The following is a 25,447-nucleotide window of genomic DNA, read 5'->3' as shown; positions in this document are numbered from 1 at the left end:
ATCAAAATTTTTAGTATTTATATATTATAAAATAGGAATTTTTATGTCATTATTACATAATATTTATTCAAAAAAAATATTAAAATATGATATGTTAATAAATCATGAATCTCGAATTAATTTATCATTTTATAAATATTGTAATATTATTAATCTAATCGAATTTAAATATAAATTATATAAATTATTAAATAAATTAAATGTTTTTGGAAGAATATATATTTCTACAGAAGGCATTAATGCTCAAATCAGTGTTTTAAAAAAAAAATATTATATATTTAAAAAATATTTATATCATGCACATCAATTATTTAAAAACATTCGCATTAATAAAAGTATAGATGATAAACAATCTTTTTGGATGTTAAAAATTAAAATACGCTGTAAGATTGTTGCAGATGGATTATTAAATACTAATTATGATGATAAAAATGTAGGAATATACGTAAAACCTGATCAAGTCAATAGTATGTTAAATGATCCAAATATAATTTTTGTTGATATGAGAAACAGTTATGAATATAATATTGGAAAATTTAAGAATGCAATATGTATACCTGGAAAAACTTTTCGAATACAATTAAATAATATATTAGAAATATTAAAAAATTATAAAAACAATAAAATTGTTTTATACTGTACTGGTGGAATTCGTTGTGAAAAAGCAACTGCATGGATTAAATATCATAATTTTAAAAAAGTTTATCATGTTGAAGGTGGTATTATAAATTATATTGATAAAGCTCGAAGAAAATTGTTACCTATTCAATTTCAAGGTAAGTTATTTGTTTTTGATTATCGAATGATGGAAAAGATATCTAACAAAATATTATCTTTATGTAAAATCTGTAAAAATATATGTGATAATTATATTAATTGTAGTTATGATTTGTGTCATTGTCTTTTTATACAGTGTAAATATTGTTATATTAAATATGGTGGATATTGTTCTGAAAATTGTATGTTAAAAATATAATAAAAGATTTATATTGATGTTAAAATTATAAATACAATAAATAAAATTTATATTAAATTTATATTTTTTTATATATGATAATTTTTATATATGCAATAGTTATACACAACATGCGATAAATACAAAATATGTTTATTATTAAATTTTATATAATATATAAATACACATAAATATTATAATATATATTTAAAGCATTATAGATAATGTAATTAATATATGATAAAGTTAGGTAAAATTACCATGATATCAATAAATGATATATATCAAAACAAAGTTTTAATTAATAATACAATTGCAATATTTGGTTGGATTCGAAATCGAAGAGATTCGAAGTCTGGTTTTTCATTTATTGATATTTATGATGGTTCTTGTGTTCACACAATACAAGTTATTGTAAATAAAAGTATATTAAATTATAAATCAGAAGTATTAAAACTTACTATTGGTTGCTCTGTTTGTGTGACAGGAATATTAATATTATCTATTGGGAAAAAACAAAAGTATGAAATTCAAGTACTGAAAATTCAAATATTAGGTTGGGTAGATCATCCTAGTCATTATCCTGTTTCTGCAAAAAAACATACTTATGAGTATTTACGAGATATTCCTCATTTAAGATCACGTACTAATTTTATCGGTGTAATTACAAGGATTCGAAATCATATTTTTCATGCACTTCATCAGTTTTTATATAAAAATAATTATTATTGGATTCCTACACCGATTATTACTAGTTTAAATTCTGAAGGAGCAGGAGAAATGTTTCGAGTATCTACATTAGATATGAAAAATATTCCATTAAATAATTATGGATTAGTTGATTTTAAAAAAGATTTTTTTGGTAAAGAATGTTTTTTAACAGTATCTGGTCAATTAACTGCAGAAGCTTATGCGTGTTCTATGACTAAAGTATATACTTTTGGTCCTACTTTTAGAGCTGAAAATTCTAATACTACTCGTCATTTATCAGAATTTTGGATGTTAGAAATAGAACAAGCTTTTTCAAATTTAGAAGATATTATAGTATTATCTGAAATAATTATAAAATATGTTATAAAATTTGTTTTAGAATGTTGTAAACATGATATAAACTTTTTATATAATTATATTGATAAAAATATTTTTAATCGATTGTATACATTTTTATATTCTAAAATTATTCATTTAAATTATATAGATGCTATTAAAATTTTAATCAATTCGAAAAAAAAATTTAATTATCCTGTTCATTTTGGTATTGATTTATCTTCTGAACATGAAAAATATTTAGTAGATAATTATTTTAAAAGTTCTATTATTATTAAAAATTATCCTAAAAATATAAAAGCATTTTATATGCGATTAAATGATGATAATAATACAGTATCTGCTATGGATTTATTAGTTCCTGGTATTGGAGAAATATTAGGCGGATCACAAAGAGAAGAAAGACAAGTAGTTTTAGAATCTAGGTTGTCAGAATTAAATTTAAAAAAGGAAGATTATTCTTGGTATATAGATTTACGTCGATATGGAAGTGTACCACATTCTGGATTTGGATTAGGATTTGAACGATTAATATCTTATATTACAGGAGTAAAAAATATTAGAGATTTAATACCATTTCCTAGAATTGTTAATCATGCTTTATGTTAAAATAAGAATATTTATATTTATATCACATAATATATAAAAATAATTTATTGTAATTTTGTAAAAATGTTTAATATATATCATGATGTTTTATTTAATCATGTATTTACAGAATATTTTATTAGTATATAAATAAATAATAACATACAGTATTATAGTATACTATAAATAGTTTAATTATATATACTTAATTTTAAATATCATGTTAATTTTCTATCTCTATTATTTCTTTATATTTAAAAATTGATAATAGAGAAAATTTAGTAATTATAAAATTATAGAATGTATATCAGAATGATTTTAATTATTTTTAATATATTTATCAATCTCTGTTTTTATATTATCTGATTTTGTTCCAAATATTATTTGTATTCCTAATCCTGATATAACTACTCCTGATGCTCCTAGATGTTTAATAGTTTTTTGATTAATTTTAGAAATATTTTTTACTGTTATACGAAGTCTTGTAATACAAGCATCTAAATGATTAATATTTTGACTTCCTCCTAAAGCTAATACTAATAATGGTGCTATTTCTTGAGGTGATTTTATTTTTATATTATTTTTGATTTTATCTCTTCCAGGAGTAGAAAGGTTAAAATATTTTATTAAGAAATAAAATATTATATAATAAGTAAGACTATATAAACAACCAATAATAGGAAATAACCATATTTTAGTACCGTGACTGCTTAATATTAGAAAATCGATTAATCCATGAGAAAAACTAATTCCTGCATGCATACCTAGATAAATACATATAGGAAAAGCTAATCCTGATAAAATAGTATGTATTACATATAATATTGGAGCAGTTAATAAAAATGAAAATTCAATGGGTTCTGTAATGCCTGTTAAAAAAGCTGTAAGAGATGCAGATAACATTATCCCTCCTATTTTTGATCTATTTTTTTTTTTTGCACATTTCCATATAGCGCAAGCTGCTCCAGGCAAGCCATACATTTTAAATAAAAAACCTCCTGATAATTTTCCAGCTGTATTGTCCCCCGCCATATATCTAGCAATATCTCCATGAAAAATTTGTCCTATAGAATTAGTATATTCTCCAATCTGCATTTGAAATGGTACATTCCAAATATGGTGTAATCCAAAAGGAACTAGTGCTCGTTCTACTAAACCATATATTCCAAAAGCAAGCATGGGATTTTGATAAGCCGCCCACTGAGAAAAAATTTGTATAATATTACTAATTGGAGGCCATATAAAAGATAATATACAACCAAAAAATATAGCTGATATTCCAGAAATAATAGGAATTAAACGTTTTCCAGAAAAAAAACCTAAATATTCTGGTAATTGGATATTGTAAAATTTATTAAATAAATATGCTGAAATAGCGCCTGAAAGAATTCCTCCTATTATCCCTGTATCACAAAAATGTGAATTGTTTATAATTACATTAGAAAAAATAGGTATCATCATAGATGTTGTTTTGACCATAATTTCATAACAAATTACTGAAGCTAATGCAGAAACACCATCATTATTTGTAAATCCTAATGCTATTCCAATAGAAAAAATTAAAGGTATATTTTGAAATACAGCGCTTCCTGATTCAACCATAATATGTGATACTATATTGGGTATAATATGAAAATTAGCTGATCCTATTCCTAAAAAAATCCCTGAAATAGGTAATACAGATATTGGTAACATTAATGATTTACCAACTTTTTGTAAATTAGAGAATAAATTTGTTAACATAAAAGCAATTTCCTAAATATCATTTTATTTGAATTTTTTATTATTTGTAGTAGTATTATGCTTAAATAATATTATTTTTTATTATGTGTTGTATATGAAATAATGTATAAAAATTTTTTGTAGTTTGATTTGCAAGAGTATAAATATCTATATTTTTTAATTTTGATATATATTGTGCAATAATTAATATGTTTGAAGGTTGATTAACTTTCCCTCGAAAAGGTATAGGTGATAAATAAGGAGAATCAGTTTCTATTAATAGTCGATTTAAGGGTACAAATTTAACTGTTTCTTGTATATTATATGCATTTTTAAAAGTTATAATACCGGAAAATGAAATATAAAAACCTAAATCTAATAATTTTCTAGCTACATTAATATTTCCTGTATATGAATGTACGACACCTGTACATTTTTTGAATTCTTGACTAGATAAAATATTTAAAATATCATATTCTGAACATCTAGTATGTATAATAATTGGTTTATTTAATTGAATACCAGTTTTAATGTGTTTTATAAATAGTTGATTTTGTATAGTTTTATTATAATTTAAATGATAATAATCAAGTCCAGTTTCTCCTAATGCTATAATTCGTTTATTAGTTGCTATTTTTTTTAGTTGTGATATTTTTTGTTCTTCTTTTTTTTCACATAATGGATGAATACCACAACTATATAATATATTAGGATATTTTTTAAAATTTTTAAAATTTTCTTGATAATCTGTAATTGAAATAGATACAGTTAAAATTAATTTTACATATGAAGAATATGCTTTTTTAAAAATATTTTTTATTTTATACTTTGAATTTTTACATAATATCATATTTAAATGACAATGAGAATCAATTAAGTACATATTAATCTCTATTTTCCATATAATATATAAATTTATTATTAATTAAATATAAAAAATTTTTCCCATTTTAATAATTGATTTAAAATTAATAATTCATAATTAATATTTTCTATATTAATTAATTGATATTTGCATTTTATCCAATATTTTATTATTTTATGTAAATTGTAATATGAATATTGTGTTGATATTTTTTTGATTAAATGTATTTGATCTAAATTATCTAATAATAAAGATAATTTTTTTTTAATTTTCATAGCATCTAATAATAATAATATAATCCATTGTATTTTTAAAATTGCTTGATGATCATTAATAATAGGTAATAATTTTGAAAAATTATTGTTATCAATTGCATAATACAATTTCATACATAAATTATCTCGCAACTTATATGATGAAGATTGAAGAAAATCAATTGCTAATTCTGGACTATAATTATTGATACGTAAAGATGTTAAACATATTTTTTTTGGTATGATAATATTTTTTTGTATCCAGTTTAATCCTATATCTTCTATAGGTTGAAGTATTTGATATAATAAACACCGACTTCGAAATGTAATATTTAATTTGTAAAATTTATCATTTCCAATAAAAAACCACGTATTTTTTGGAGGTTCTTCTATAATTTTCAGTAATGCATTAATTCCAAAATTTGTTAATGTTTGATATTTAGGTATCCATAATATTTTATTACCATATTGTTGTGATGTTTGAACAATATTATTTATTGTATTTCGAATTGTTTCAATATCTATAAATTTTTTATTTTTTTTAGGATATAATACATAAAAATCAGGATTATTATGTGTTAATGTTAATTTACATCCTTTACAGATTCCACAATTTTTCATTTTTTTTTTTTTAATACATAATATCCATTTGCTAATAGCCCATATTAATTTAAATGTATCTTTTATGTTACAAGATTCTATGATAATAGAATGATGTAATTTATGAGTATTATAATGTTGGATTATTTGTTTATAATATTTTGTTAACCATGGGTTCCATGTTATTCGCATATTTTTAACCATGTTATTAATTTATTATGAATTTCTTGATGTACAACATTAATATTTAAATTTGCATTAATTATGATATTTTTTAAATTTTTTTTAATTAATTTTAAATAACTATTTCTTATTCGAGTAAAAAAATTTAAATCATTTTTTTCTATTTCATCAAGTTTTGATCGCAATAATATACGTTGTAGTCCAATTTTTGGTATAACATCTAAATATATAGTTAAATCAGGACAGAAATTACCTATCATCATATTTCTTAATGTTGTAATAATATTTTTGCTTATTCCAAATCCTCCACCTTGGTAAGCAAAAGAAGATAAATCATGTCGATCTGATATTACCCATGTACCATCTTTTAAATTAGGTTTAATAATATTTTCAATTAATTGTATACGAGCAGCATACATAAGTAATAACATTGTTTTTGCATGCATAACTTCATGACGATGAAAATTTTTTATAATATTTCTTATTTTTTCTGCTATGGGAGTACTACCAGGTTCATGTACAATAATATTTTTTTTAATCCCATATGTTTCAAGTATTTTTTTTACTATAATACATGCACTAGTTTTTCCAGAACCATCAATGCCTTCTATAACAATAAATTTGCCTTTTATCATTTTGTATATTTTTCAATTAAAATATATTTTATTTATTAATATTTTATTTTATTTTTATTATTTAAATATAATATTTAATGATATTTTGATATTTAAAATTTATAAAAATTTTAAATAAATTAATTATTTTGTTATTGAATATAGATTATTATTTAAAAATATTTTAAATATATTATATTAATAAATTTTTTATTCTTAAATATAAAATAAAAATTATAATTTATAATGTTATAATTATTTATAAATTATAAAATTATATAAATATATTAAAATATTTTATAATTAACATAAATCAAACAAGTAGTATTTAATTTATGTTAATATAGATATATTTATTATATAATTATTTTTTTAATATTTTTTTTCCTTTATAAAATCCATTTTTTGTAATACAGTGTCGGATATGTATTTCGTTACTAACTTGATCTTTTGATAAAGATATTGTTTTTAATTTATCATGAGATCGTCTCATTCCTCTCTTTGATCGTGTTGGTTTACTTTTTTGTACTGCCATAATGTTATGTCCTTGTAAAATATTATATATGCATAATTATAAAATAATAATAATTTATATGTAATTTATTTTATTGGTAAGAATGAAATTAATATAATTTTTATTTCAAATATTTTTTAAATCTTTTTTCTAATGGAGCATATACATAGGTTTTCTTATTATTATAAGGATGATAAAACATAACACTTACTGCATGTAATAACATATGTTGAGAGTGATAATTTTTATTTATTTCACAATCTAATAGTTTATTTCCGTAATCATGATCAAAAATAATTGGATATCCTATATATGCTAAATGAACTCGTATTTGATGTGTTCGTCCAGTTTTTGGTTCTATTGTAACCATAGCATTTGAAAAAAAATTTTTTTTCAAGGTAAAGATAGTTTTTGAATCCTTTCCATTTTTATCAACTGTAACTATTTTTTTTCCATTATGTATTTTTTTTATAAGGGGTTGATCAACAATAATTTTTTTTTTTAACCAATTTCCATGCACTAATGCTATATATTTTTTTTTAATTATTTGATTTCTAAACTGTTGATGAAGATATGTGAGAGAGGATTTTTTTTTTGCTAACATTAATATACCAGATGTATTACGATCTAATCGATGTATTAATTCTAAATATTTATAATTTAATTTTAATAATCTTAAACTTTCTATAATTCCAAAATTTAAACCACTACCACCATGTACTGCTATTCCTGATGGTTTATTAATAATCAATAAATATTTGTCTTCATATATAATCGAGGATAATATTTTTTTTTTAATTTTTTCATTTAGAATTATATGATTATTATTTTTTTTTTGAACTAAAAAATATGGAATATGTAATATATCTCCTAATTGTAATTTATAATTAGGTTTAATTTTTTTTTTATTAACTTTAATATAACCAATTCGTATAATTTTATATAATTTATTTTTAGGAATTGTATTAAATTTAGAACGTATAAAATTATCTATACGTTGATTTATCATATTATTTACAACTTTTATTATATTTGATAACTTGATTTTTTTTATTATCATGCATCCTCAGAAATATATTAATTTAAAAAAAATAATCTATTAAAATGTTTATATTAGTAATATTTCTTGTATGATTTTAAAATAAGATTTTATAATGAAAAAAATGTTAATTAATGTAATTTCAGAAAATAAATTACGTGTAGCTGTGATACAAAAAAACAAGTTGTATGATTTTAAAATAGAAAATAATAAATTTATAAAAAAAAAATTAAATATTTATAAAGGTATAATTATCAAAATTGAGTTTAGTTTAGAAGCTATATTTGTTAATTATGAAGATAATAAAATTGGATTTCTTCCTTTTAAAGAAATTTCTAAAAATTATTTTTTGAAAAATGATATAAATTTTAATATATATAATATGGAATATATGTTTTATAAAAAACGTGAAATTGTTGTTCAAATTATTAAAGAAGAAAAAAATAATAAAAAAGCTGTATTAACTACTTTTATAAAATTACTAGGTAATTATATTATTTTATTACCTAAAAATTCTAATATTATTGGTATATCAAAGAGAATACAAGGTATGGAAAGATTGTACCTAAACAAACATATTTCAGAATTAAATATACCAAAAAATATAGGTTTAATAATACGTACTGTAAGTATTGGAAAATCGATAAAAAAAATAAATCAAGATATTATTTTTCTTTTAAAAATTTGGGAAAAAATTAAAAAAATATCAAAAAATTGTTTATCTCCTTCTTTAATTTACCAAGATAATAATATGATGATGCGAATTTTCCGAGATTATTTAGATTATGATATTCATGAAATAATTATAGATAACATAGATATATTTAATTTATCACATATTTATTTAATTTTATTAGGAAAATTTTATTTATTAAATAAAATTATATTATATACTTGGAAGATTCCATTGTTTTTATATTATAATATAGAAAATCAAATAAATTTATTGTTTAAAAGAAAAATTCAATTACCATCTGGTGGATTATTAATTATAGATTTTACAGAATCTTTAACTGTAATAGATGTTAATTCTTCTAAGTGTATAAAAAATATGAGTATTGAAGAAACAGCATTATATACCAATTTAGAATCTATCGATGAAATTATACGACAATTAAGAATACGAGATATAGGAGGTTTAATTGTTATTGATTTTATTAATATGCAAATAATCAGTAATAACAAAAAAATTGAACATAAATTTAAACAATTAATCATACAAGATCAATCGTGTATCAAGATGGGAAGAATTTCAAAGTTTGGAATATTAGAATTATCAAGAAAAAAATTAAATATGTATTCTGTAAGTATTAATCATTATATTTGTTCTCAATGTAAACAATATTATATGTGTTAAAACATTGAAAATTTCATTAGTTTAATAATATAAAATATATTTTATATCATTTTAATTTGATATTATTGATCTTTTAAAATATTAGAAATATTTTTAATTTTTATTTTCATATTTTGAATATTGTATAATATTTGATTATTTAAATTATTATTTTTATTAAAATTGATTTTTATAGTTTTATTGTTTATAGTTTTAGCTATACCTGAATAATAAGAATTTATTATATTACTAATTTTTTTTGCAATTTTAATATTTTTTATGCGTAATTGTAGATGAATAATATTATTTATATGTGTTTTTAAATGATATTGTTTTTGAATAATAGCGCCGGAATGCATTTGATTGGGTTGTAGTATATATTTTTTTTTATATCTTTTAGTAATAATATTAAAATTATTTTTACATGATTCAATCACACGACCTTGCGCAATAGCATATATTTTTTTATCTATACCTTGAAGTGGTGTCATTAATAAAATACCATTTTTTAAATTTTTTAAATTTTCTATAGATGATATAATGACATCAATTTTATCTCCTATATGAGAAAAATATGGTAAATTACCTGTTACGATAACAGATGTTATATTTTTAAATTGAAAATTTTTAAATTTTTTATCATTAATATTTAAGTCTGACAACATATTATACAGTTTTTGTGTTGTTAGTGGAAATTTTGATATTTTGTTTTTAGTATCATTCAGTCCTATTACTAATCCATATCCTATTAATTGAATATTATTTACTTCTTTTATATTTATTAAGTTTTTTATTTTTTCTGTATGTATCATAGAATTAGTTCCAATACACAAAATAATAAAAAACATTTTTAAAAATAACATATATTAACCTTTTACAAGTTTTTAAATTATAAATTATATATGAAAGTATTTAATATTTTTTTTGTATTAATATCGTAATATAAAAAATAAAATATTATAAAAATTAATATATTTATAATGATAAGAAAAATAATAATAATTTTTGAAACCAATTTTTTTTTTGTATTAATTCCATATTTTTTAAGTGATAATATTTAGTATTTAAGTTTAGTATTTTCGTTGATAAAACTGTGTTATTTTTATCAATATCATTAGGATTAATAATTCCTGAGCATTTAATAACTTCTAAATTTTGATTAACAGATATCTTTTTTTCTCCAGATATTTGAAAATTTCCATTAGATAAAATATTATTTATTTGTACAGTAATCATTCCATGTAACATATTTTTATTAAATTGATTATTTGTATTATGAGAATATTGTCTTTTAATATTATATATAAATTTTTTAAAGAAATTTAAATTACATATATTATTTGGAAACTCTTGTATTTTAAAATTATTGTGATTATTTTGCAATATATTAGTAAAAGAATTATTTTTAGCAATAATATGTTCTTTAATTATAACTATTATAGTATCACCAATTTTGTTAGGTTTATAAATTGTAAATAGTTTTTTTTGATTATGTATTTTATTTTTTATAGAATATTTAATATGATTTAATTGTAAAGTAATTATTGTTTTTTTGATTATTTTATTTGTTTGTATTTTATGTGTATAAGAATATCCATGTATTATAAAAAATATAATAGTTATTAAATAATAATACTTATATATAAATATAAATAATTTAATCACAGAAATTTTACCTTAAATTATTAAATAGAAAATATAATGAGAATATTATATTCTTATTTATCTGATACAAAAATTTCTTTTATATATATTAGTTATTTTATACTTTAAAATTTATAAAAATATTTTTTTTATTTTACATTAAATTATTAAATTAGTTTTATGTATGCATATAATATAAATACAAAGTTAATTTGATATATATTTTAAAAATATAAATAAAAATTTTACAAATTGATTAAAATATATATTATTCACAAGTTAGTATAATAATATATATAAAAATTATGATATTTATTAAAACTTGTATGATTTAATGTTTTAATAAAATATTATTATATATATTACTTAATAAAATAACTTACAAAACTAAAAATTATAAAATATTTAGTACATTTATTTATATAATTTTTAATTTTTCAATTTTAACATTAATTTAAATATTATTAAAACTATGAATCTTTTAAAATCTTTAATTAATATTAGTATTATCACTTGTTTATCTCGCATGTTAAGTTTTATTCGAGATTTTATTGTTGCTTATATTTTTGGTGTATCAATAGCAACTGATGCATTTTTTATTGCTTTTAAAATTCCTAATCTATTAAGACGCATTTGTGCAGATGGTGCATTTTTACAAGTTATAATTCCTATGCTTGTAGAATACAAACAAAAAGGTAAACATAATTCAACAAGATATTTTTTTTCATGTGTTTTAGGATTTATGATTTTAGTATTATTTTGTTTAACTTTAATCGGAATATGTTTAGCTTCTTATATTATATTTTTAACAGCTCCTGGTTTTTTAAAACAACCAAAAGAATTTGCATTAGCTGTAAAATTATTAAAGATTACATTTCCTTATGTTTTTTTTGTTTCGTTATCTTCGTTAACTACAGCTGTATTAAATATTTGGGGTTATTTTTTAGTACCTGTTTTTTCACCTTTTTTGTTAAATATTAGTATGATTTTATTTTCTATATTTTTAAATAAATATTTTAGTATTCCAATATTATCTTTAGGATGGTCAGTTATTGTTGGAGGAATTTTACAATTTGTTTATCAGTATTTGTTTTTAAATAGAATAAATATGTTAGTTCCACCAAAAATTAATTTTAAAATACTTAAAATTTCTAATTTAATTAGTAAAGTAGGTATGGGAATTATTGGTGTATCAGCTAATCATATTTCACTATTTATTAATGGTATCTTAGCATCCTTATTTATTTCTGGTTCAGTTTCTTGGATGTACTATGCTGATAGATTAGTAGAGTTTCCAGTAGGTATTATAGGAGTATCATTAGGAACAATTTTATTATCTTTTTTAACAAAAAGTATTGCTTCGTGTGATAAGAAACAATTTTCTCGATTATTAGATTGGGGGTTGCGCGTTACTTTAATTATTGGATTACCTAGTTCTGTAATAATATTTATTTTATCACGTCCTATAATTACTGTTTTATTTCAATATGGAAAATTTACAAAATTCGATACATTAATGACTGAACAATCTTTATTAGGATATTCTATAGGATTAATAGCATTTATTTTAGTAAAAGTTTTATCTCCTGGTTTTTATTCTAGACAAGATACAAAAACACCTATGATAATTTCTATGATTACTATTTCTGTTACTCAAATTATAAATACTATGTTATTTTTAACATCATTAGGACAATTAGGATTATCTTTATCAATTAGTTTTTCAGCTTGGTTAAACGTAATTTTATTATATTGGTATTTATATCGTAATAAAATTTTTATACCTCAATCCGGTTGGTTATTATTATTTATAAGAGTAATAGTAGCTTCTTTTATTTCATCTATTTCATTATTATTTATTTTAAATATCATGCCACCCTGGGACACTGGAATAGTTATATATAAATTATTGCGATTATTTTCAGTATTTTTGTTTTCTGTTATTGTATATGTAATAACATTATTAGTTTTAGGATTGCGTTGGAATCAGTTTAGTTTTGAAATATCAAATTAGATATTTAATAATTTATATATTGATAATAATTGATATTTTATATTTAAATTTTTCATTACAATTTTATAAGTAAGTATTTTATAGTTATATGAATAATATGTATATGTAAATTGTAAAAATTGTATTTTATTAATTAGTTGTGAGATGTAAACGGTATATTTTATCGGAGGAAGAGGGATTCGAACTCTCGGATGAAATTAATCATCGGCGGTTTTCAAGACCGCTGCCTTAAACCACTCAGCCATTCCTCCATATAATATAATTATTATATCAATAATTATATTTCAATTTATAATAATCTAATTTTTATATAATGTAAAGATTTTATAAAAATATTTGATATTTTAATAAAATTATATTGCATTTAGTTTTAATTTTTAATACAATAGTAAGATATTAGAAATAATATCACTTAGTATATAATTTAAATAATTATACATATTAAATACTAGGCGCGTTGACAGATTGGTTATGTAGCGGATTGCAAATCCGCATAATCTGGTTCGATTCCAGAACGCGCCTGATAAAAAATATGCCCGGGTGGTGAAATAGGTAAACACAAGGGACTTAAAATCCCTCGGCTTAACAGCTTTGCGGGTTCGATTCCCGCTCCGGGTATAAATAAAATTAATTTTATTGTTAAAATATTTTTATTTTAATATGGATTGATATACTGTAAAATGATTTATTTTTTTTAATATTTGATAATTATGGAAAGTATCATTTAATATTTTTTGACATGATATATTTGAATGTATTACAATTCTTAACTTTCCATTTTTATTTAAATATTTTATTGAATTTTGAATAATATTATTTATTTTTTTAAAATTATTCTTTTTTCCAAAATGTGTAGGTGGATTAGATATAATTAAATCAAATTTATTATTTATGTGAGAATATATATCACTAAAAAATACTTGACCTTGAATATTGTTATATCTCAGTGTATTTTTACTACACAGTAAGGCTTCACTGCTATTATCAACAAGTGTTACTTGAGTTTTTTGAGCAATTTTATTTAATGCTACAGATAAAATTCCAGATCCTGATCCAATATCTAATATTTTTCCTTTAATATTTTTATTAAATGTTGAAATTAATAATAAACTTCCTTGATCTAAACCGTGATATCCAAATATACCAGGTAATGTATATAAAATTATATCATTCCACGTATATGTTTTGCAGTATTTTTGAAATATAAAATTAGTTTTTCTAATGATTTTTCCATAATATAAAGAACATTTTTTTTTATAATCTATTTTATTTATTTGTATAAAACTTTTAAATATATTATTAATACTATTAATTCCAATATTATTTTTTCCTATTATAAAGATTTGACTACATAATGGAAGAATAGAAATTAAATAATGTAATTGAAATTTTGATTCTAATTTATTTTTTATCCAAAAGTATATTAATACATTACAGTTTATACAAAAATTTTTATCAGGAATAATACCATAATAAATATTATTATGAAAAAATATTTTACTAAAGATTGTAATAAAATATTGTTTTATATGTAGTATTACATTTTGTATTTGTAAATATAAATATATATTATCTTGAATATTTCCAGAAAAAATTATTTTTTTATTTATAAATTTTTTGTAATATAATTTAAGTATTTTGATTTCGTTATTATTCAAATGTAATATAAAATTACTCCATATAATATTAAAATATTTTGTATTTTATTTTAATATATTTTAATTTTTTTTATTATAAAAATATATTAATAAAAATTATAATATGCAACTTTTTGTATAATATTTAAATAATTAATTATAAAAATTTAATAATATGATATTACAAGCAGATCCTATTGAATTTAAGGGTGGTATTTTTACAATTCCAGTATTATATTTAAAAAGTTATCAATTAAATATTGTCAAAATATCGATATTAAAGAAAATCAAAGAATATCCAAAATTTTTTAAAAATTCTTCTATTATATTAAATTTATCTTATTTATCATGTTTAATAAACTGGAAAGATATGAAGCAAATGATTATATCAACTGGTTTAGATATTATTGCTATTACTGGTTATATAAATCAAATTCTTAAACAAGAAATTGTAAAATCAGGACTACCTATTATATCTGAAAATAACAAATTTTATAAAAATATAGAAGTTAAAAAACATGATCATTTTTTAAATAATAAAATATTTAAAACTAAAATAATTAATACTCCTATTAGATCAGGTCAAAAAATTTATGCACATCAATCTGATTTAATTATTAATAATCATGTTAATAGAGGGGCAGAATTAATAGCTGATGGAAATATTCACATTTATGGAATTATGAAGGGTCGAGTATTAGCTGGGGTAAATGGAGATATAACTAGACAAATTTTTTGTACTAAATTTTTTGCTGAATTGGTATCAATTTCAGGAGAATATTTATTAATGGATCAAATATCTTCTGAATTATTAGGACAAGGAGTTTATATTTTTTTAAAAAATAATATTCTATCGATTTATCCATTAAAATGAATACAATTAATATTTATATAAGGATAAATATATGTCTCGAATTATTGTAGTTACTTCAGGTAAAGGGGGTGTTGGAAAAACTACTTCTAGTGCAGCTATTGCAACTGGTTTTGCTCAAAAAGGCAAAAAAACAATAGTCATTGATTTTGATATTGGATTACGCAATTTAGATTTAATTATGGGTTGTGAAAGACGAGTAGTATATGATTTAATTAATGTTATTCAAGGTGATTCTACAATTTATCAAGCTATGATTAAAGATAAATATACAGAAAATTTATTTATTTTACCTGCCTCTCAAACACGTAATAAAGATTCTTTAACTAAATCAGGAATTAAAAAAATTTTTCAAAAACTATTAGATATGAATTTTGAGTTTATTATTTGTGATTCTCCTGCTGGAATTGAAAAAGGTGCACTTTTAGCTTTGTATTTTGCTGATGAAGCTATTATTACTACAAATCCAGAAGTATCTTCTGTAAGAGATTCTGATAGAATTTTAGGTATTTTATCATCTCAATCTAAAAGATCAGAAAATAATGAATTACCTATAAAAGAATATTTATTATTAACTAGATATAATCCTAATCGTGTAAAACAAGGAGATATGTTAAGTATGCAAGATGTTTTAGATGTTTTACGTGTTCCGTTAATAGGAGTAATTCCAGAAGATTCTGCTGTATTAAAAGCATCTAATAAAGGTGAATCAATTATATTAGATAGTACTTCACAAGCAGGTCAGGCTTATTATGATACAGTAAATCGATTATTAGGAAAAAAATGTTCCTTTAGATTTCTTGAAGAAAAAAAGAAAAATTTTTTTCAAAGATTATTTTGGAGATAATATATGACATTATTAGATTTTTTTACATCTCGTAATACAAATACAGCAGATATAGCTAAAAAAAGATTACAAATTATTATATCGAAAAAAAAAAGAAATATGATACATCCAAAATATATTTTAGATTTACAAAAAGAACTGTTTTCTGTAATTTGTAAATATATTAAAATTGATCCTACTATGATAACTATACAATTAGATCAAAAAAAATCTAATGTATCAATATTAGAATTGAATATTATTCTACCTGAATAAAATATTAATTATATAATTTATTATGGTTTTAAATCTCATGATATTATAATTGGTAATGTTATTCATTTTAATTTAGTAATATTATTTTATATTTTATAAATATTTTATACAGGAAATAAAAATGACTGAAAAAGTTATTATTTTTGATACATCATTAAGAGATGGCGAACAAGCATTACAAGCTAGTTTGAGTGTAAAAGAAAAATTACAAATTGCAATGGCATTAGAACGAATGAAAATTGATGTAATTGAAGTTGGATTTCCTATTTCATCTCCTGGAGATTTTGAATCCGTCCGAACAATATCTAATCATATTAAAAGTAGTCAAATATGTAGTTTAGCAAGATGTGTTGATAAAGATATTGATGTAGCAGCTGAAGCAATGTCAGTATTAGATAATTTTAGAATTCATATTTTTTTAGGTACATCCAATTTACATATTCAATCTAAATTACGTAAAAGTTTTGATGAAATTATATCTATGGCAGTACATTCAATTAAACGGGCTAAACGTTATACAAATAATATTGAATTTTCTTGTGAAGATGCAGGAAGAACATCAATAGATAACTTATGTCGTATTGTTGAAAAAGCAATATCTTCTGGAGCAACAACAATAAATATTCCTGATACAGTAGGATATACTACTCCCAATCAATTTAGTAATATTATTTCATCATTATATCAAAAAGTTCCAAATATTGATCAATCTATTATTTCTGTTCATTGTCATGATGATTTAGGTATGGCTGTAGCCAATTCTATTTCTGCAATATCTGCTGGTGCTCGTCAAGTAGAAGGAACAATAAATGGAATAGGAGAACGAGCTGGTAATGCTGCTTTAGAAGAAATTATTATGGCTATTAAAGCTAGAAAAGATTTATTAAATGTTCATACTACTATTGAAAATAAAGAAATTTATAGAACTAGTAAAATTATTAGTCAATTATGTAATATTCCCATACCATCTAATAAAGCTATTGTTGGTAGTAATGCTTTTGCACATTCTTCTGGTATACATCAGGATGGTGTATTAAAAAATAGAAAAAACTATGAAATTATATCACCTAAAACAATAGGTTTAAAAGAAGTTGCATTAAATCTAACTTCACGATCTGGTCGTGCTGCAGTAAAACATCGTATGCAAATGATGGGATATAAAGATAGTGAATATGATATTAATGAACTGTATGTTTCTTTTTTAAAATTAGCAGATAAAAAAGGACAAGTATTTGATTATGATTTAGAAGCATTAGCATTTATAAACAATAAACAAGAAGATCCTGAACATTTTCGATTAGAATATTTTAATGTTCAATCTAGTTCTACTGGATTAGCTACATCTTCAGTAACATTAATATGTGGAAAATTAATTATTACAAAATCAGCAACCACTAGTAATGGGCCTATTGATTCTGTATATCAATCTTTAAATAAAATTTCAGGTTATTCTATTATATTACAAAAATTTCAATTATTTGCTAAAGGTAAAGGTAAAGATGCTTTAGGTCAAGTAGACATTTTAGTAGAATATCAACATCGAAAATTTCATGGAGTAGGATTAGCGACTGATATTATTGAATCTTCAGTGAAAGCCATGGTGAATGTATTTAATAATATATGGAGAGCAAATCAGGTCATGTTAAAATTACAAAAAAATATATTATAGAATTTTAATATTAAAAATAATATAAGAATGTAAATATTTAAATTTTCAAACAATACTTCGATTAACTATAAATATTAAAAATGTTTATAAATAAGACTATTAAATATATATATAATTTAAGAATAATTAAAAATGAAAAAATTTTTTCGTATAGCGGTACTTCCAGGAGATGGAATAGGTCCTGAAGTTATGAAACAAGGATATAAAATTTTAAATATTTTAAAAAATAAATGTTTTTTAAATATTATTACTAAAGAATATGACATTGGAGGCATTGCAATAGATAAATATGGTACTCCATTGCCAAAAAAAACATTATTAGGATGTAAACAATCAGATGCTATTTTATTAGGTTCAGTAGGTGGTCCCAAATGGCAAAAATTACCTGATAATCAACAACCTGAAAAAGGTGGATTACTTCCTTTACGTAAGTATTTTAACTTATTTGCTAATATTCGTCCATCTATATTATATCCTGAATTAATAAAATTATCACCATTACGTTCTAAAATAGTCAATTTAGGATTTGATATATTATGTGTACGAGAGTTAACAGGTGGAATTTATTTTGGAAATTCTGATAGAAAATTAGATCTAGAATGTAGGGAATTTGCATTTGATACTGAATTATACTATAAATTTGAAATTGAAAGAATTGCACGATTTGCTTTTAATATAGCGCGACAAAGAAATAAAAAAGTCACTTCTATTGATAAAGCTAATGTTTTAAAAAGCTCAAAATTATGGAGAGAAACAGTAGATAAAATATCAATAGAATATCCTGATGTTCACGTATCTCATTTATATATTGATAATGCTGTTATGCAAATTATTAAAAATCCAAAAATATTTGATGTGATTTTATGTTCTAATTTGTTTGGTGATATTATATCTGATGAATGTGCTGCTATTACTGGTTCTATTGGTATGTTAGCATCAGCAAGTTTAAATATAAATAATTTTGGTTTATATGAACCTGCTGGTGGATCAGCTCCAGATATTCAAAATAAAAATCTAGCTAATCCTATTGCTCAAATTTTATCAATTGCTTTATTATTACGTTATAGTATGAAATTAAATGAATTATCAAAGTTAATTTATTCATGCATTCAGACTGTATTAAATCAAGGATATAGAACCTTTGATATTGCTGATAATAGTAAAGATTATATTAGTACTGATCAAATGGGAGATATAATTTCTCAACTAATAAGTAAAGAGGTATAAAATGGGAAAAACATTATATGAAAAATTATATGATAATCATATAGTATATCAAGATAATAACGACATATCTATTTTATATGTTGATTTACATTTAATTCATGAAGTTACTTCTCCTCAAGCATTTCATGCATTACGTATAAATCATAGAGATGTAAGATGTCCAAAAAAAACTTTTGCTACTATGGATCATAATGTTTCTACTAAGACAAAAAATTTTAGTGATTTAAATGATATGGCAAAAATTCAAATGAAAACACTGGTTTCTAATTGTCGTGAATTTAATATTTCATTATATGATATACATCATATGAAACAAGGCATTGTTCATATAATTGGTCCAGAACAAGGTATGACTTTACCTGGAATGATAATTGTTTGTGGTGATTCTCATACTTCTACTCATGGAGCTTTTGGTGCTTTAGCATTTGGAATCGGTACATCAGAAGTAGAACATGTACTTGCAACACAAACAATTAAGCAAAAACGTTTTAAAAGTATGAAAATTTCAATTAATGGTACTATTAAAACTGGAATTAGCGCAAAAGACATAATATTACATATTATTAATAAAATAGGTGTTTCTGGTGGAACAGGATGTGTTATAGAATTTATGGGAGAAGTGATATCATCTTTCAGTATGGAAAGTCGAATGACATTATGTAATATGGCAATAGAAATGGGAGCAAAATCTGGTATTATTGCACCTGATCAAGTAACTTTTAATTATTTAAAAAATAAACCTTTTTCACCAAAGGCTCAAAATTGGGATACTGCTATAAAATATTGGAGTCAATTGCAATCTGATAATGATGCAATATATAATAAATCAATTTCTGTGAATATTGATAATCTTGCCCCTCAAGTAACATGGGGAACTAATCCCAGTCAAGTAGTTTCTATAGATCAACCTATACCATCACTTGATTATTTTATTAATATTAATGAAAAAAAATCTGCTCAAAAATCATTATTATATATGGGGTTAAAATCAGGAGTATTTTTAACTGATATTAATATTAATAAAGTTTTTATTGGATCATGTACAAATTCTAGAATAGAAGATTTAAGAATTGCTGCACAAGTTGTAAAAAATAAAATTGTTCATAAAAATGTTCATGCTATTGTTGTACCAGGTTCTCAAGTTGTGAAAAAACAAGCTGAAAAAGAAGGATTAGATAAAATATTTATTCAATCCGGATTTGAATGGAGATTACCTGGATGTTCTATGTGTTTAGGTATGAATGATGATCAATTAAATCCTGGTGATAGATGTGCATCAACAAGTAATAGAAATTTTGAAAATAGACAAGGTGTAGGAAGTAGAACTCATTTAGTTAGTCCAGCTATGGCAGCTGCTGCAGCGATTTTTGGTCGATTTATAGATGTAAGAGAATTATTATAATAATTATGATATTAAATATAAGGAAATAAATATTGAAAAAATTTATTTATCACACTGGAATTATAGCACCTATGGATATTTCTAATGTTGATACTGATGCGATTATACCTAAACAATTTTTACAAAAAGTAAGTAGAACAGGTTTTAAAAATAACTTATTCTATAATTGGAAGTTTATAAATGGAGATAATAAAAAACTAAATGATAAATTTATTTTAAATCAACCATATTATAAAAAATCTAGTATTTTAGTTACTCGTCATAATTTTGGTTGCGGATCTTCTCGAGAACATGCTGTATGGGCTTTATTAGATTATGGATTTAAATCTATTATTGCTCCAAGTTTTGGAGATATCTTTTATAATAATAGTTTTAATAATCATCTTCTTTTAATTAAATTACCTGAAAATGATATTAATGACATATTTAATATTATTTATCAAAATCCAGGTATAAAAGCTACTGTAAATTTAAAAAATAATCAGTTTATTTTATATCAAAAAATATATCAATTTAAAATTAACGATTTTCATCGTCTATGTTTATTAAATGGTTTAGATAATATTGATTTAACTATGCAATATGAAAAATATATTTTAAAATATGAAAAAAATATTCCTAATTTTTTAAAATAAAATTTAATTTGTTAGTATTGAACATAAATATTAAACTACATATAATATATTATAAAACATATGTAGTTTATGAATAATAAAATATATAGGATTATAAAAATAATTTAAATTCATATTATTATATGATAAAAAATTTCTTTTTTTAAATTCAATTATTGTTAATGGTATTAAATCTTGAGCATGTGGTTGCATAATATTTTTTGATTTTAAAAAAAAATTCTTTTTAATTTTTAAAAATATTGAACCACATCCAATAAAATACCAATTTTTACTTAAAATTTTTATTTTTTTATACATATTGTTTATATTTGATAATAATTTTATTTCTTTTCTTAACCAAATATTAAGATGATTTTTTTTATATTTTGCATAATATATTGTTTTATTGCCAGAAATTATACATATAATAGATTGTTTAATGTTTTTTTTTCTCCAAGCTTGTTGTGCTAATATTGAAAAGGTAGATATTCCTATTAATGGAATATTATAAGGAATAGATAAACCTTGAGCAACACTTGCTGCTATTCTAATACCAGTAAAATTTCCTGGTCCATTTGAAAATGAAATAACTTCAAAATCATTGATTTTCATTTTATTTCTGATTAAAATTTTTTTTAACATTGGTAAAATAATTTTTTCATGTTTTTCATAACATATTGTGGTTTCATTATCAATTTTTTGATTATGAAGAATTGCAATCGAACATTGATTAAAAGATGTATCAATAGATAATATATTTTTACACATGTATTTTATTTACAACCTATTAATAAAATCATTATAGTAGTATACTTATATTAATATTTATACAATGTTAAAAATATTACATGTATTTATTTTATCAATATGGAATACATAATTTGAAATATTTTTATACATTTTCTTTTTTAATGCGAATTAAATTAATTTTATATTCTGTTGCTGAAATAATAGTAAAATTTAGTGGTGGAATTGTAATAATTTCTCCCATTTTAGGAAGTTTTCCATTTTGAGAAATAATGAATCCAGCTAAAGAAGCATATTTTTTTTTCTCATATAAAAATTCTTCTATTTTTAATAATTGTCCTAAGGAATGTAAATCAGTACTTCCTTTTACTAACCAACTATTACTTTCAGTAATTACCTCTGGTGTTTCATCTGCATCAGGAAATTCTCCAGCAATAGCTTCTAATATATCTAAAGGAGTAATTAATCCTTGTATTACTCCAAATTCATTAGTTACAATAACACAACTACCTTTAGATTTTTTTAATATTTGAAGTAAATTAATTGAATCTAAGGTTTCTGGTATAATAATAGGAGGTGTTTTAGAAGCAAAAATACTAATATTTTCTCGTTGTTCATTTAATATTACTAATAATTCTTTTGCTCGTACGATACCTATAATTTCATCTAATTCACCTCTACATACTGGAAATAAACTGTGTGGTGTATCTAATAATTTTATTTTAATTTGATCTATATTATTATCTATATTTATCCATGAAATTTCACTTCTTGGAGTCATTATACTACGAATTGATCTTACACCTAAAGTTAACACTCCATTTATCATGTATCTTTCTTCATCTTTAAAATGATTATCTATATCAGATTTTAAGTTCGAAGAAGTTGAATGAAAAGAAGATTGTTTAGTTATATTTATTTGATGAGACAAATTATTATATTCATTGTTTTTTTTTTTAATCATTAATTGTGATATTATTTCTGCCGCTCTTTGTCGTAAAGGTCTACGTGATTCATTTTTAATAAAATTGTATAATGCAATTTGATTAAATGTCTCAATTAAAATAGAAAATCCGATCGAGACATATATATATCCCTTTGGAATATATAATCCTAATGATTCTGATACTAAACTTAAACCAATCATTAATAAAAAACTTAAACATAATACTACAATTGTTTGATGTACATGAATAAATTTAGTTAATGGTTTTGATGCACATAACATTAAACTCATAGCAATAGTTACTGCTAACATCATGATGAATAAATTATTTACCATACCTATAGCTGTAATTACTGCATCTAATGAAAAAATAGCATCTAAAACAACAATTTGAAATACTATAATCCAAAATTTTGCATAATTTTTATTTTTTGTATGATTATTTGGATGACCCTCTAATCTTTCATGTAACTCAATAGTTCCTTTAAATAATAAAAAAAATCCACCAGATAATAATATTAAGTCTTTTGCAGATAAATTAAAATATTTATTATTAAATATAGGTGTCGTTAAAGTAGTCATCCAGGACATCACTGATAATAGAATTAATCTCATAATTAATGATAATATTAATCCTATAAATCGCGCTTTATCTCTTTTTTGAGGTTGCAATTTCTTTGATAAAATTGCAACAAATATTAAATTATCAATTCCTAGTATTATTTCTAATACAACAAGAGTTAATAATCCAGCCCAAATTGATGGATTTAAAAAAAATCCCATTAAAAACTCCAAATAAAATAATAAATTGATTAAATTAATTAAAATGATTTTTTATATTATTAAAAATAAACATTGTTATATTTCAAAAATTTTATATATTTTATATTAAAATATAATATTTATTGGTATTTGATAATTTTTTATGTATTATTAAGTTACATATATATTTTTTTATGTATTGCATGAATTCTTTTTTGTATAGTAGGATGAGATGCAAATAAATTTAATGATGAACTTGATTTTCCATGAATACAATGTACATTCATACTATTATGTTTTTTAGGTTCACTAATACTTTGAAATTTTTTTAAAGCATTAATAATTTTTTCTGATCCTACTAATTTAGCAGAATCTGCATCTGCACGAAATTCTCTATACCTAGAAAACCACATTACTATTATGCTAGCTAATGCACCAAACATAGTTTGTAAGATTGTTGATATAATAAAATGAATGTAAGTTGAACAATATTGTACATATACAGATTTTTTATTTTCAGTAATTAAATTAGTAATTGTTTCTGAAAGAATACGAGAAATAAAGAATACAAAAGTATTTGTTACTCCATGTATTAATGATAAAGTAATCATATCACCATTTGCAATATGACTAATTTCATGAGCAATAACTGCTTCAATTTCATTTTTATTCATTGTTTGTAATAAACCAATAGAAATAGCTAATAATGCTGAATTTTTATAACATCCTGTAGCAAATGCATTGACTGCGCTTTTATAATAAATAAGTACTTGAGGCGGTTTAATGTTAACACGGTAAGATTGTTGTTGTACTATCTGTAAAATCCATAATTCCATAGGATTATTTGGTTTCTTTAAAATAATACCATTAAAAGATTTTAACGCTGTCCATTTTGATAATATTAGTGATATTACTGAACCTCCCACCCCAACAATTCCTGAAAGAATAACTAATCCAGTTATACTATTTCCGTTGATACCTGAAAGAAATAAAACTGTTCCAAATACAGACATGACAGACAAATTAGTGAACATAAAGAGAAGAATGCGTATCATATAATTTATTTTCCTCTTTTATAAAATTAAATAATTTATG

At 21.6% G+C, this 25,447-nt stretch carries 23 protein-coding genes and 3 tRNA genes; 13 read left to right on the top strand and 13 right to left on the bottom strand.

Features of this window, described 5'->3' with window-relative positions:
• The first annotated feature begins 43 nt into the window (after positions 1-43).
• Positions 44-976 carry a rhodanese-related sulfurtransferase gene (locus AB4W56_RS01175; RefSeq protein ID WP_367675663.1) on the top strand — a complete coding sequence of 311 codons (933 nt, stop codon included), beginning with the start codon at positions 44-46 and terminating at the stop codon, positions 974-976.
• 234 nt (positions 977-1,210) lie between these two features.
• Positions 1,211-2,611 (top strand): asparagine--tRNA ligase, encoded by a 1,401-nt coding sequence (asnS, locus tag AB4W56_RS01170; protein ID WP_367675978.1) that lies wholly within the window; start codon positions 1,211-1,213, stop codon positions 2,609-2,611.
• Positions 2,612-2,908: 297 nt separating this feature from the next.
• Here the strand turns inward: asnS and ptsG are convergent, their stop codons facing one another.
• The 6 genes from ptsG to AB4W56_RS01140 all read right to left on the bottom strand — a co-directional run bounded on the left by ptsG (position 2,909) and on the right by AB4W56_RS01140 (position 8,351).
• A complete protein-coding gene (gene ptsG, locus AB4W56_RS01165) occupies positions 2,909-4,333 on the bottom strand; it encodes a PTS glucose transporter subunit IIBC (protein ID WP_367675662.1) in 1,425 nt (474 codons plus the stop codon).
• Between the two features lie 61 nt (positions 4,334-4,394).
• Positions 4,395-5,195: a TatD family hydrolase gene (locus AB4W56_RS01160; RefSeq protein ID WP_367675661.1), complete on the bottom strand. Its 801-nt coding sequence runs from the start codon at positions 5,193-5,195 to the stop codon at positions 4,395-4,397.
• A gap of 38 nt (positions 5,196-5,233) precedes the next feature.
• Entirely contained in the window at positions 5,234-6,235 is a 1,002-nt protein-coding gene (locus AB4W56_RS01155; RefSeq protein WP_367675660.1) for a DNA polymerase III subunit delta' C-terminal domain-containing protein, read from the bottom strand.
• Entirely contained in the window at positions 6,214-6,849 is a 636-nt protein-coding gene (gene tmk / locus AB4W56_RS01150) for a dTMP kinase (RefSeq protein ID WP_367675659.1), read from the bottom strand. Before tmk ends, AB4W56_RS01155 begins: the two co-directional genes overlap by 22 nt.
• Before the next feature lie 343 nt (positions 6,850-7,192).
• Positions 7,193-7,363, bottom strand: coding sequence for a 50S ribosomal protein L32 (gene rpmF / locus AB4W56_RS01145; RefSeq protein ID WP_367675658.1), 171 nt, complete (start codon positions 7,361-7,363; stop codon positions 7,193-7,195).
• Positions 7,364-7,463: 100 nt separating this feature from the next.
• Entirely contained in the window at positions 7,464-8,351 is an 888-nt protein-coding gene (locus AB4W56_RS01140) for an RluA family pseudouridine synthase (RefSeq protein ID WP_367675657.1), read from the bottom strand.
• A gap of 145 nt (positions 8,352-8,496) precedes the next feature.
• Between AB4W56_RS01140 and AB4W56_RS01135 the strand changes: the two genes are divergently transcribed.
• The gene (locus tag AB4W56_RS01135; protein WP_367675656.1) at positions 8,497-9,738 is read left to right on the top strand and encodes an Rne/Rng family ribonuclease; all 1,242 of its coding nucleotides are present in this window, start codon (positions 8,497-8,499) and stop codon (positions 9,736-9,738) included.
• A 62-nt stretch (positions 9,739-9,800) separates the two neighbouring features.
• Here AB4W56_RS01135 and AB4W56_RS01130 read toward each other — a convergent pair whose 3' ends face one another.
• Both AB4W56_RS01130 and AB4W56_RS01125 read right to left on the bottom strand, forming a co-directional pair.
• A complete protein-coding gene (locus AB4W56_RS01130) occupies positions 9,801-10,580 on the bottom strand; it encodes a flagellar basal body P-ring protein FlgI (RefSeq protein WP_367675655.1) in 780 nt (259 codons plus the stop codon).
• 112 nt (positions 10,581-10,692) lie between these two features.
• Positions 10,693-11,382 carry a flagellar basal body L-ring protein FlgH gene (locus AB4W56_RS01125; RefSeq protein WP_367675654.1) on the bottom strand — a complete coding sequence of 230 codons (690 nt, stop codon included), beginning with the start codon at positions 11,380-11,382 and terminating at the stop codon, positions 10,693-10,695.
• A 451-nt stretch (positions 11,383-11,833) separates the two neighbouring features.
• Between AB4W56_RS01125 and murJ the strand changes: the two genes are divergently transcribed.
• Positions 11,834-13,375 carry a murein biosynthesis integral membrane protein MurJ gene (gene murJ / locus AB4W56_RS01120; RefSeq protein WP_367675653.1) on the top strand — a complete coding sequence of 514 codons (1,542 nt, stop codon included), beginning with the start codon at positions 11,834-11,836 and terminating at the stop codon, positions 13,373-13,375.
• Positions 13,376-13,539: 164 nt separating this feature from the next.
• Here murJ and AB4W56_RS01115 read toward each other — a convergent pair.
• Positions 13,540-13,626 (bottom strand) — tRNA-Ser (locus AB4W56_RS01115).
• Between the two features lie 200 nt (positions 13,627-13,826).
• Between AB4W56_RS01115 and AB4W56_RS01110 the strand changes: the two genes are divergently transcribed.
• Both AB4W56_RS01110 and AB4W56_RS01105 read left to right on the top strand, forming a co-directional pair.
• A tRNA-Cys gene (locus AB4W56_RS01110) sits at positions 13,827-13,897 on the top strand.
• Between the two features lie 12 nt (positions 13,898-13,909).
• Positions 13,910-13,993 (top strand) — tRNA-Leu (locus tag AB4W56_RS01105).
• A 32-nt stretch (positions 13,994-14,025) separates the two neighbouring features.
• On the opposite strand, the gene rsmC is transcribed toward AB4W56_RS01105, so the two are convergent.
• Positions 14,026-15,033: a 16S rRNA (guanine(1207)-N(2))-methyltransferase RsmC gene (gene rsmC, locus AB4W56_RS01100; RefSeq protein WP_367675652.1), complete on the bottom strand. Its 1,008-nt coding sequence runs from the start codon at positions 15,031-15,033 to the stop codon at positions 14,026-14,028.
• 154 nt (positions 15,034-15,187) lie between these two features.
• Between rsmC and minC the strand changes: the two genes are divergently transcribed.
• The 7 genes from minC to leuD all read left to right on the top strand — a co-directional run bounded on the left by minC (position 15,188) and on the right by leuD (position 21,918).
• Positions 15,188-15,886 carry a septum site-determining protein MinC gene (minC, locus tag AB4W56_RS01095; RefSeq protein WP_367675651.1) on the top strand — a complete coding sequence of 233 codons (699 nt, stop codon included), beginning with the start codon at positions 15,188-15,190 and terminating at the stop codon, positions 15,884-15,886.
• 31 nt (positions 15,887-15,917) lie between these two features.
• On the top strand, positions 15,918-16,730 hold the full coding sequence (minD, locus tag AB4W56_RS01090; protein WP_367675650.1) for a septum site-determining protein MinD: 813 nt from the start codon (positions 15,918-15,920) through the stop codon (positions 16,728-16,730).
• Positions 16,731-16,733: 3 nt separating this feature from the next.
• The gene (gene minE, locus AB4W56_RS01085; protein ID WP_367675649.1) at positions 16,734-16,985 is read left to right on the top strand and encodes a cell division topological specificity factor MinE; all 252 of its coding nucleotides are present in this window, start codon (positions 16,734-16,736) and stop codon (positions 16,983-16,985) included.
• Between the two features lie 121 nt (positions 16,986-17,106).
• Positions 17,107-18,654 (top strand): 2-isopropylmalate synthase, encoded by a 1,548-nt coding sequence (leuA, locus tag AB4W56_RS01080; RefSeq protein WP_367675648.1) that lies wholly within the window; start codon positions 17,107-17,109, stop codon positions 18,652-18,654.
• Positions 18,655-18,786: 132 nt separating this feature from the next.
• Complete coding sequence (gene leuB / locus AB4W56_RS01075) at positions 18,787-19,881, top strand: 3-isopropylmalate dehydrogenase (RefSeq protein ID WP_367675647.1); 1,095 nt, start codon at positions 18,787-18,789, stop codon at positions 19,879-19,881.
• Position 19,882: 1 nt separating this feature from the next.
• On the top strand, positions 19,883-21,283 hold the full coding sequence (gene leuC, locus AB4W56_RS01070) for a 3-isopropylmalate dehydratase large subunit (protein ID WP_367675646.1): 1,401 nt from the start codon (positions 19,883-19,885) through the stop codon (positions 21,281-21,283).
• Between the two features lie 32 nt (positions 21,284-21,315).
• Entirely contained in the window at positions 21,316-21,918 is a 603-nt protein-coding gene (gene leuD / locus AB4W56_RS01065; protein ID WP_367675645.1) for a 3-isopropylmalate dehydratase small subunit, read from the top strand.
• A 30-nt stretch (positions 21,919-21,948) separates the two neighbouring features.
• Here the strand turns inward: leuD and tsaB are convergent, their stop codons facing one another.
• The 3 genes from tsaB to htpX all read right to left on the bottom strand — a co-directional run bounded on the left by tsaB (position 21,949) and on the right by htpX (position 25,407).
• The gene (gene tsaB, locus AB4W56_RS01060; RefSeq protein WP_367675644.1) at positions 21,949-22,665 is read right to left on the bottom strand and encodes a tRNA (adenosine(37)-N6)-threonylcarbamoyltransferase complex dimerization subunit type 1 TsaB; all 717 of its coding nucleotides are present in this window, start codon (positions 22,663-22,665) and stop codon (positions 21,949-21,951) included.
• A gap of 124 nt (positions 22,666-22,789) precedes the next feature.
• Positions 22,790-24,373, bottom strand: coding sequence for a TerC family protein (locus tag AB4W56_RS01055; RefSeq protein WP_367675643.1), 1,584 nt, complete (start codon positions 24,371-24,373; stop codon positions 22,790-22,792).
• 155 nt (positions 24,374-24,528) lie between these two features.
• The gene (gene htpX / locus AB4W56_RS01050; RefSeq protein ID WP_367675642.1) at positions 24,529-25,407 is read right to left on the bottom strand and encodes a protease HtpX; all 879 of its coding nucleotides are present in this window, start codon (positions 25,405-25,407) and stop codon (positions 24,529-24,531) included.
• Positions 25,408-25,447 lie beyond the last annotated feature (40 nt).

This window comes from Buchnera aphidicola (Phyllaphis fagi), from assembly GCF_964058955.1.
Classification (GTDB): Bacteria; Pseudomonadota; Gammaproteobacteria; order Enterobacterales; family Enterobacteriaceae; genus Buchnera_L; species Buchnera_L aphidicola_AI.
The sequence above is the reverse complement of the archived record's forward strand: the minus strand, read 5'-3'. Positions and strand labels throughout refer to the sequence as shown.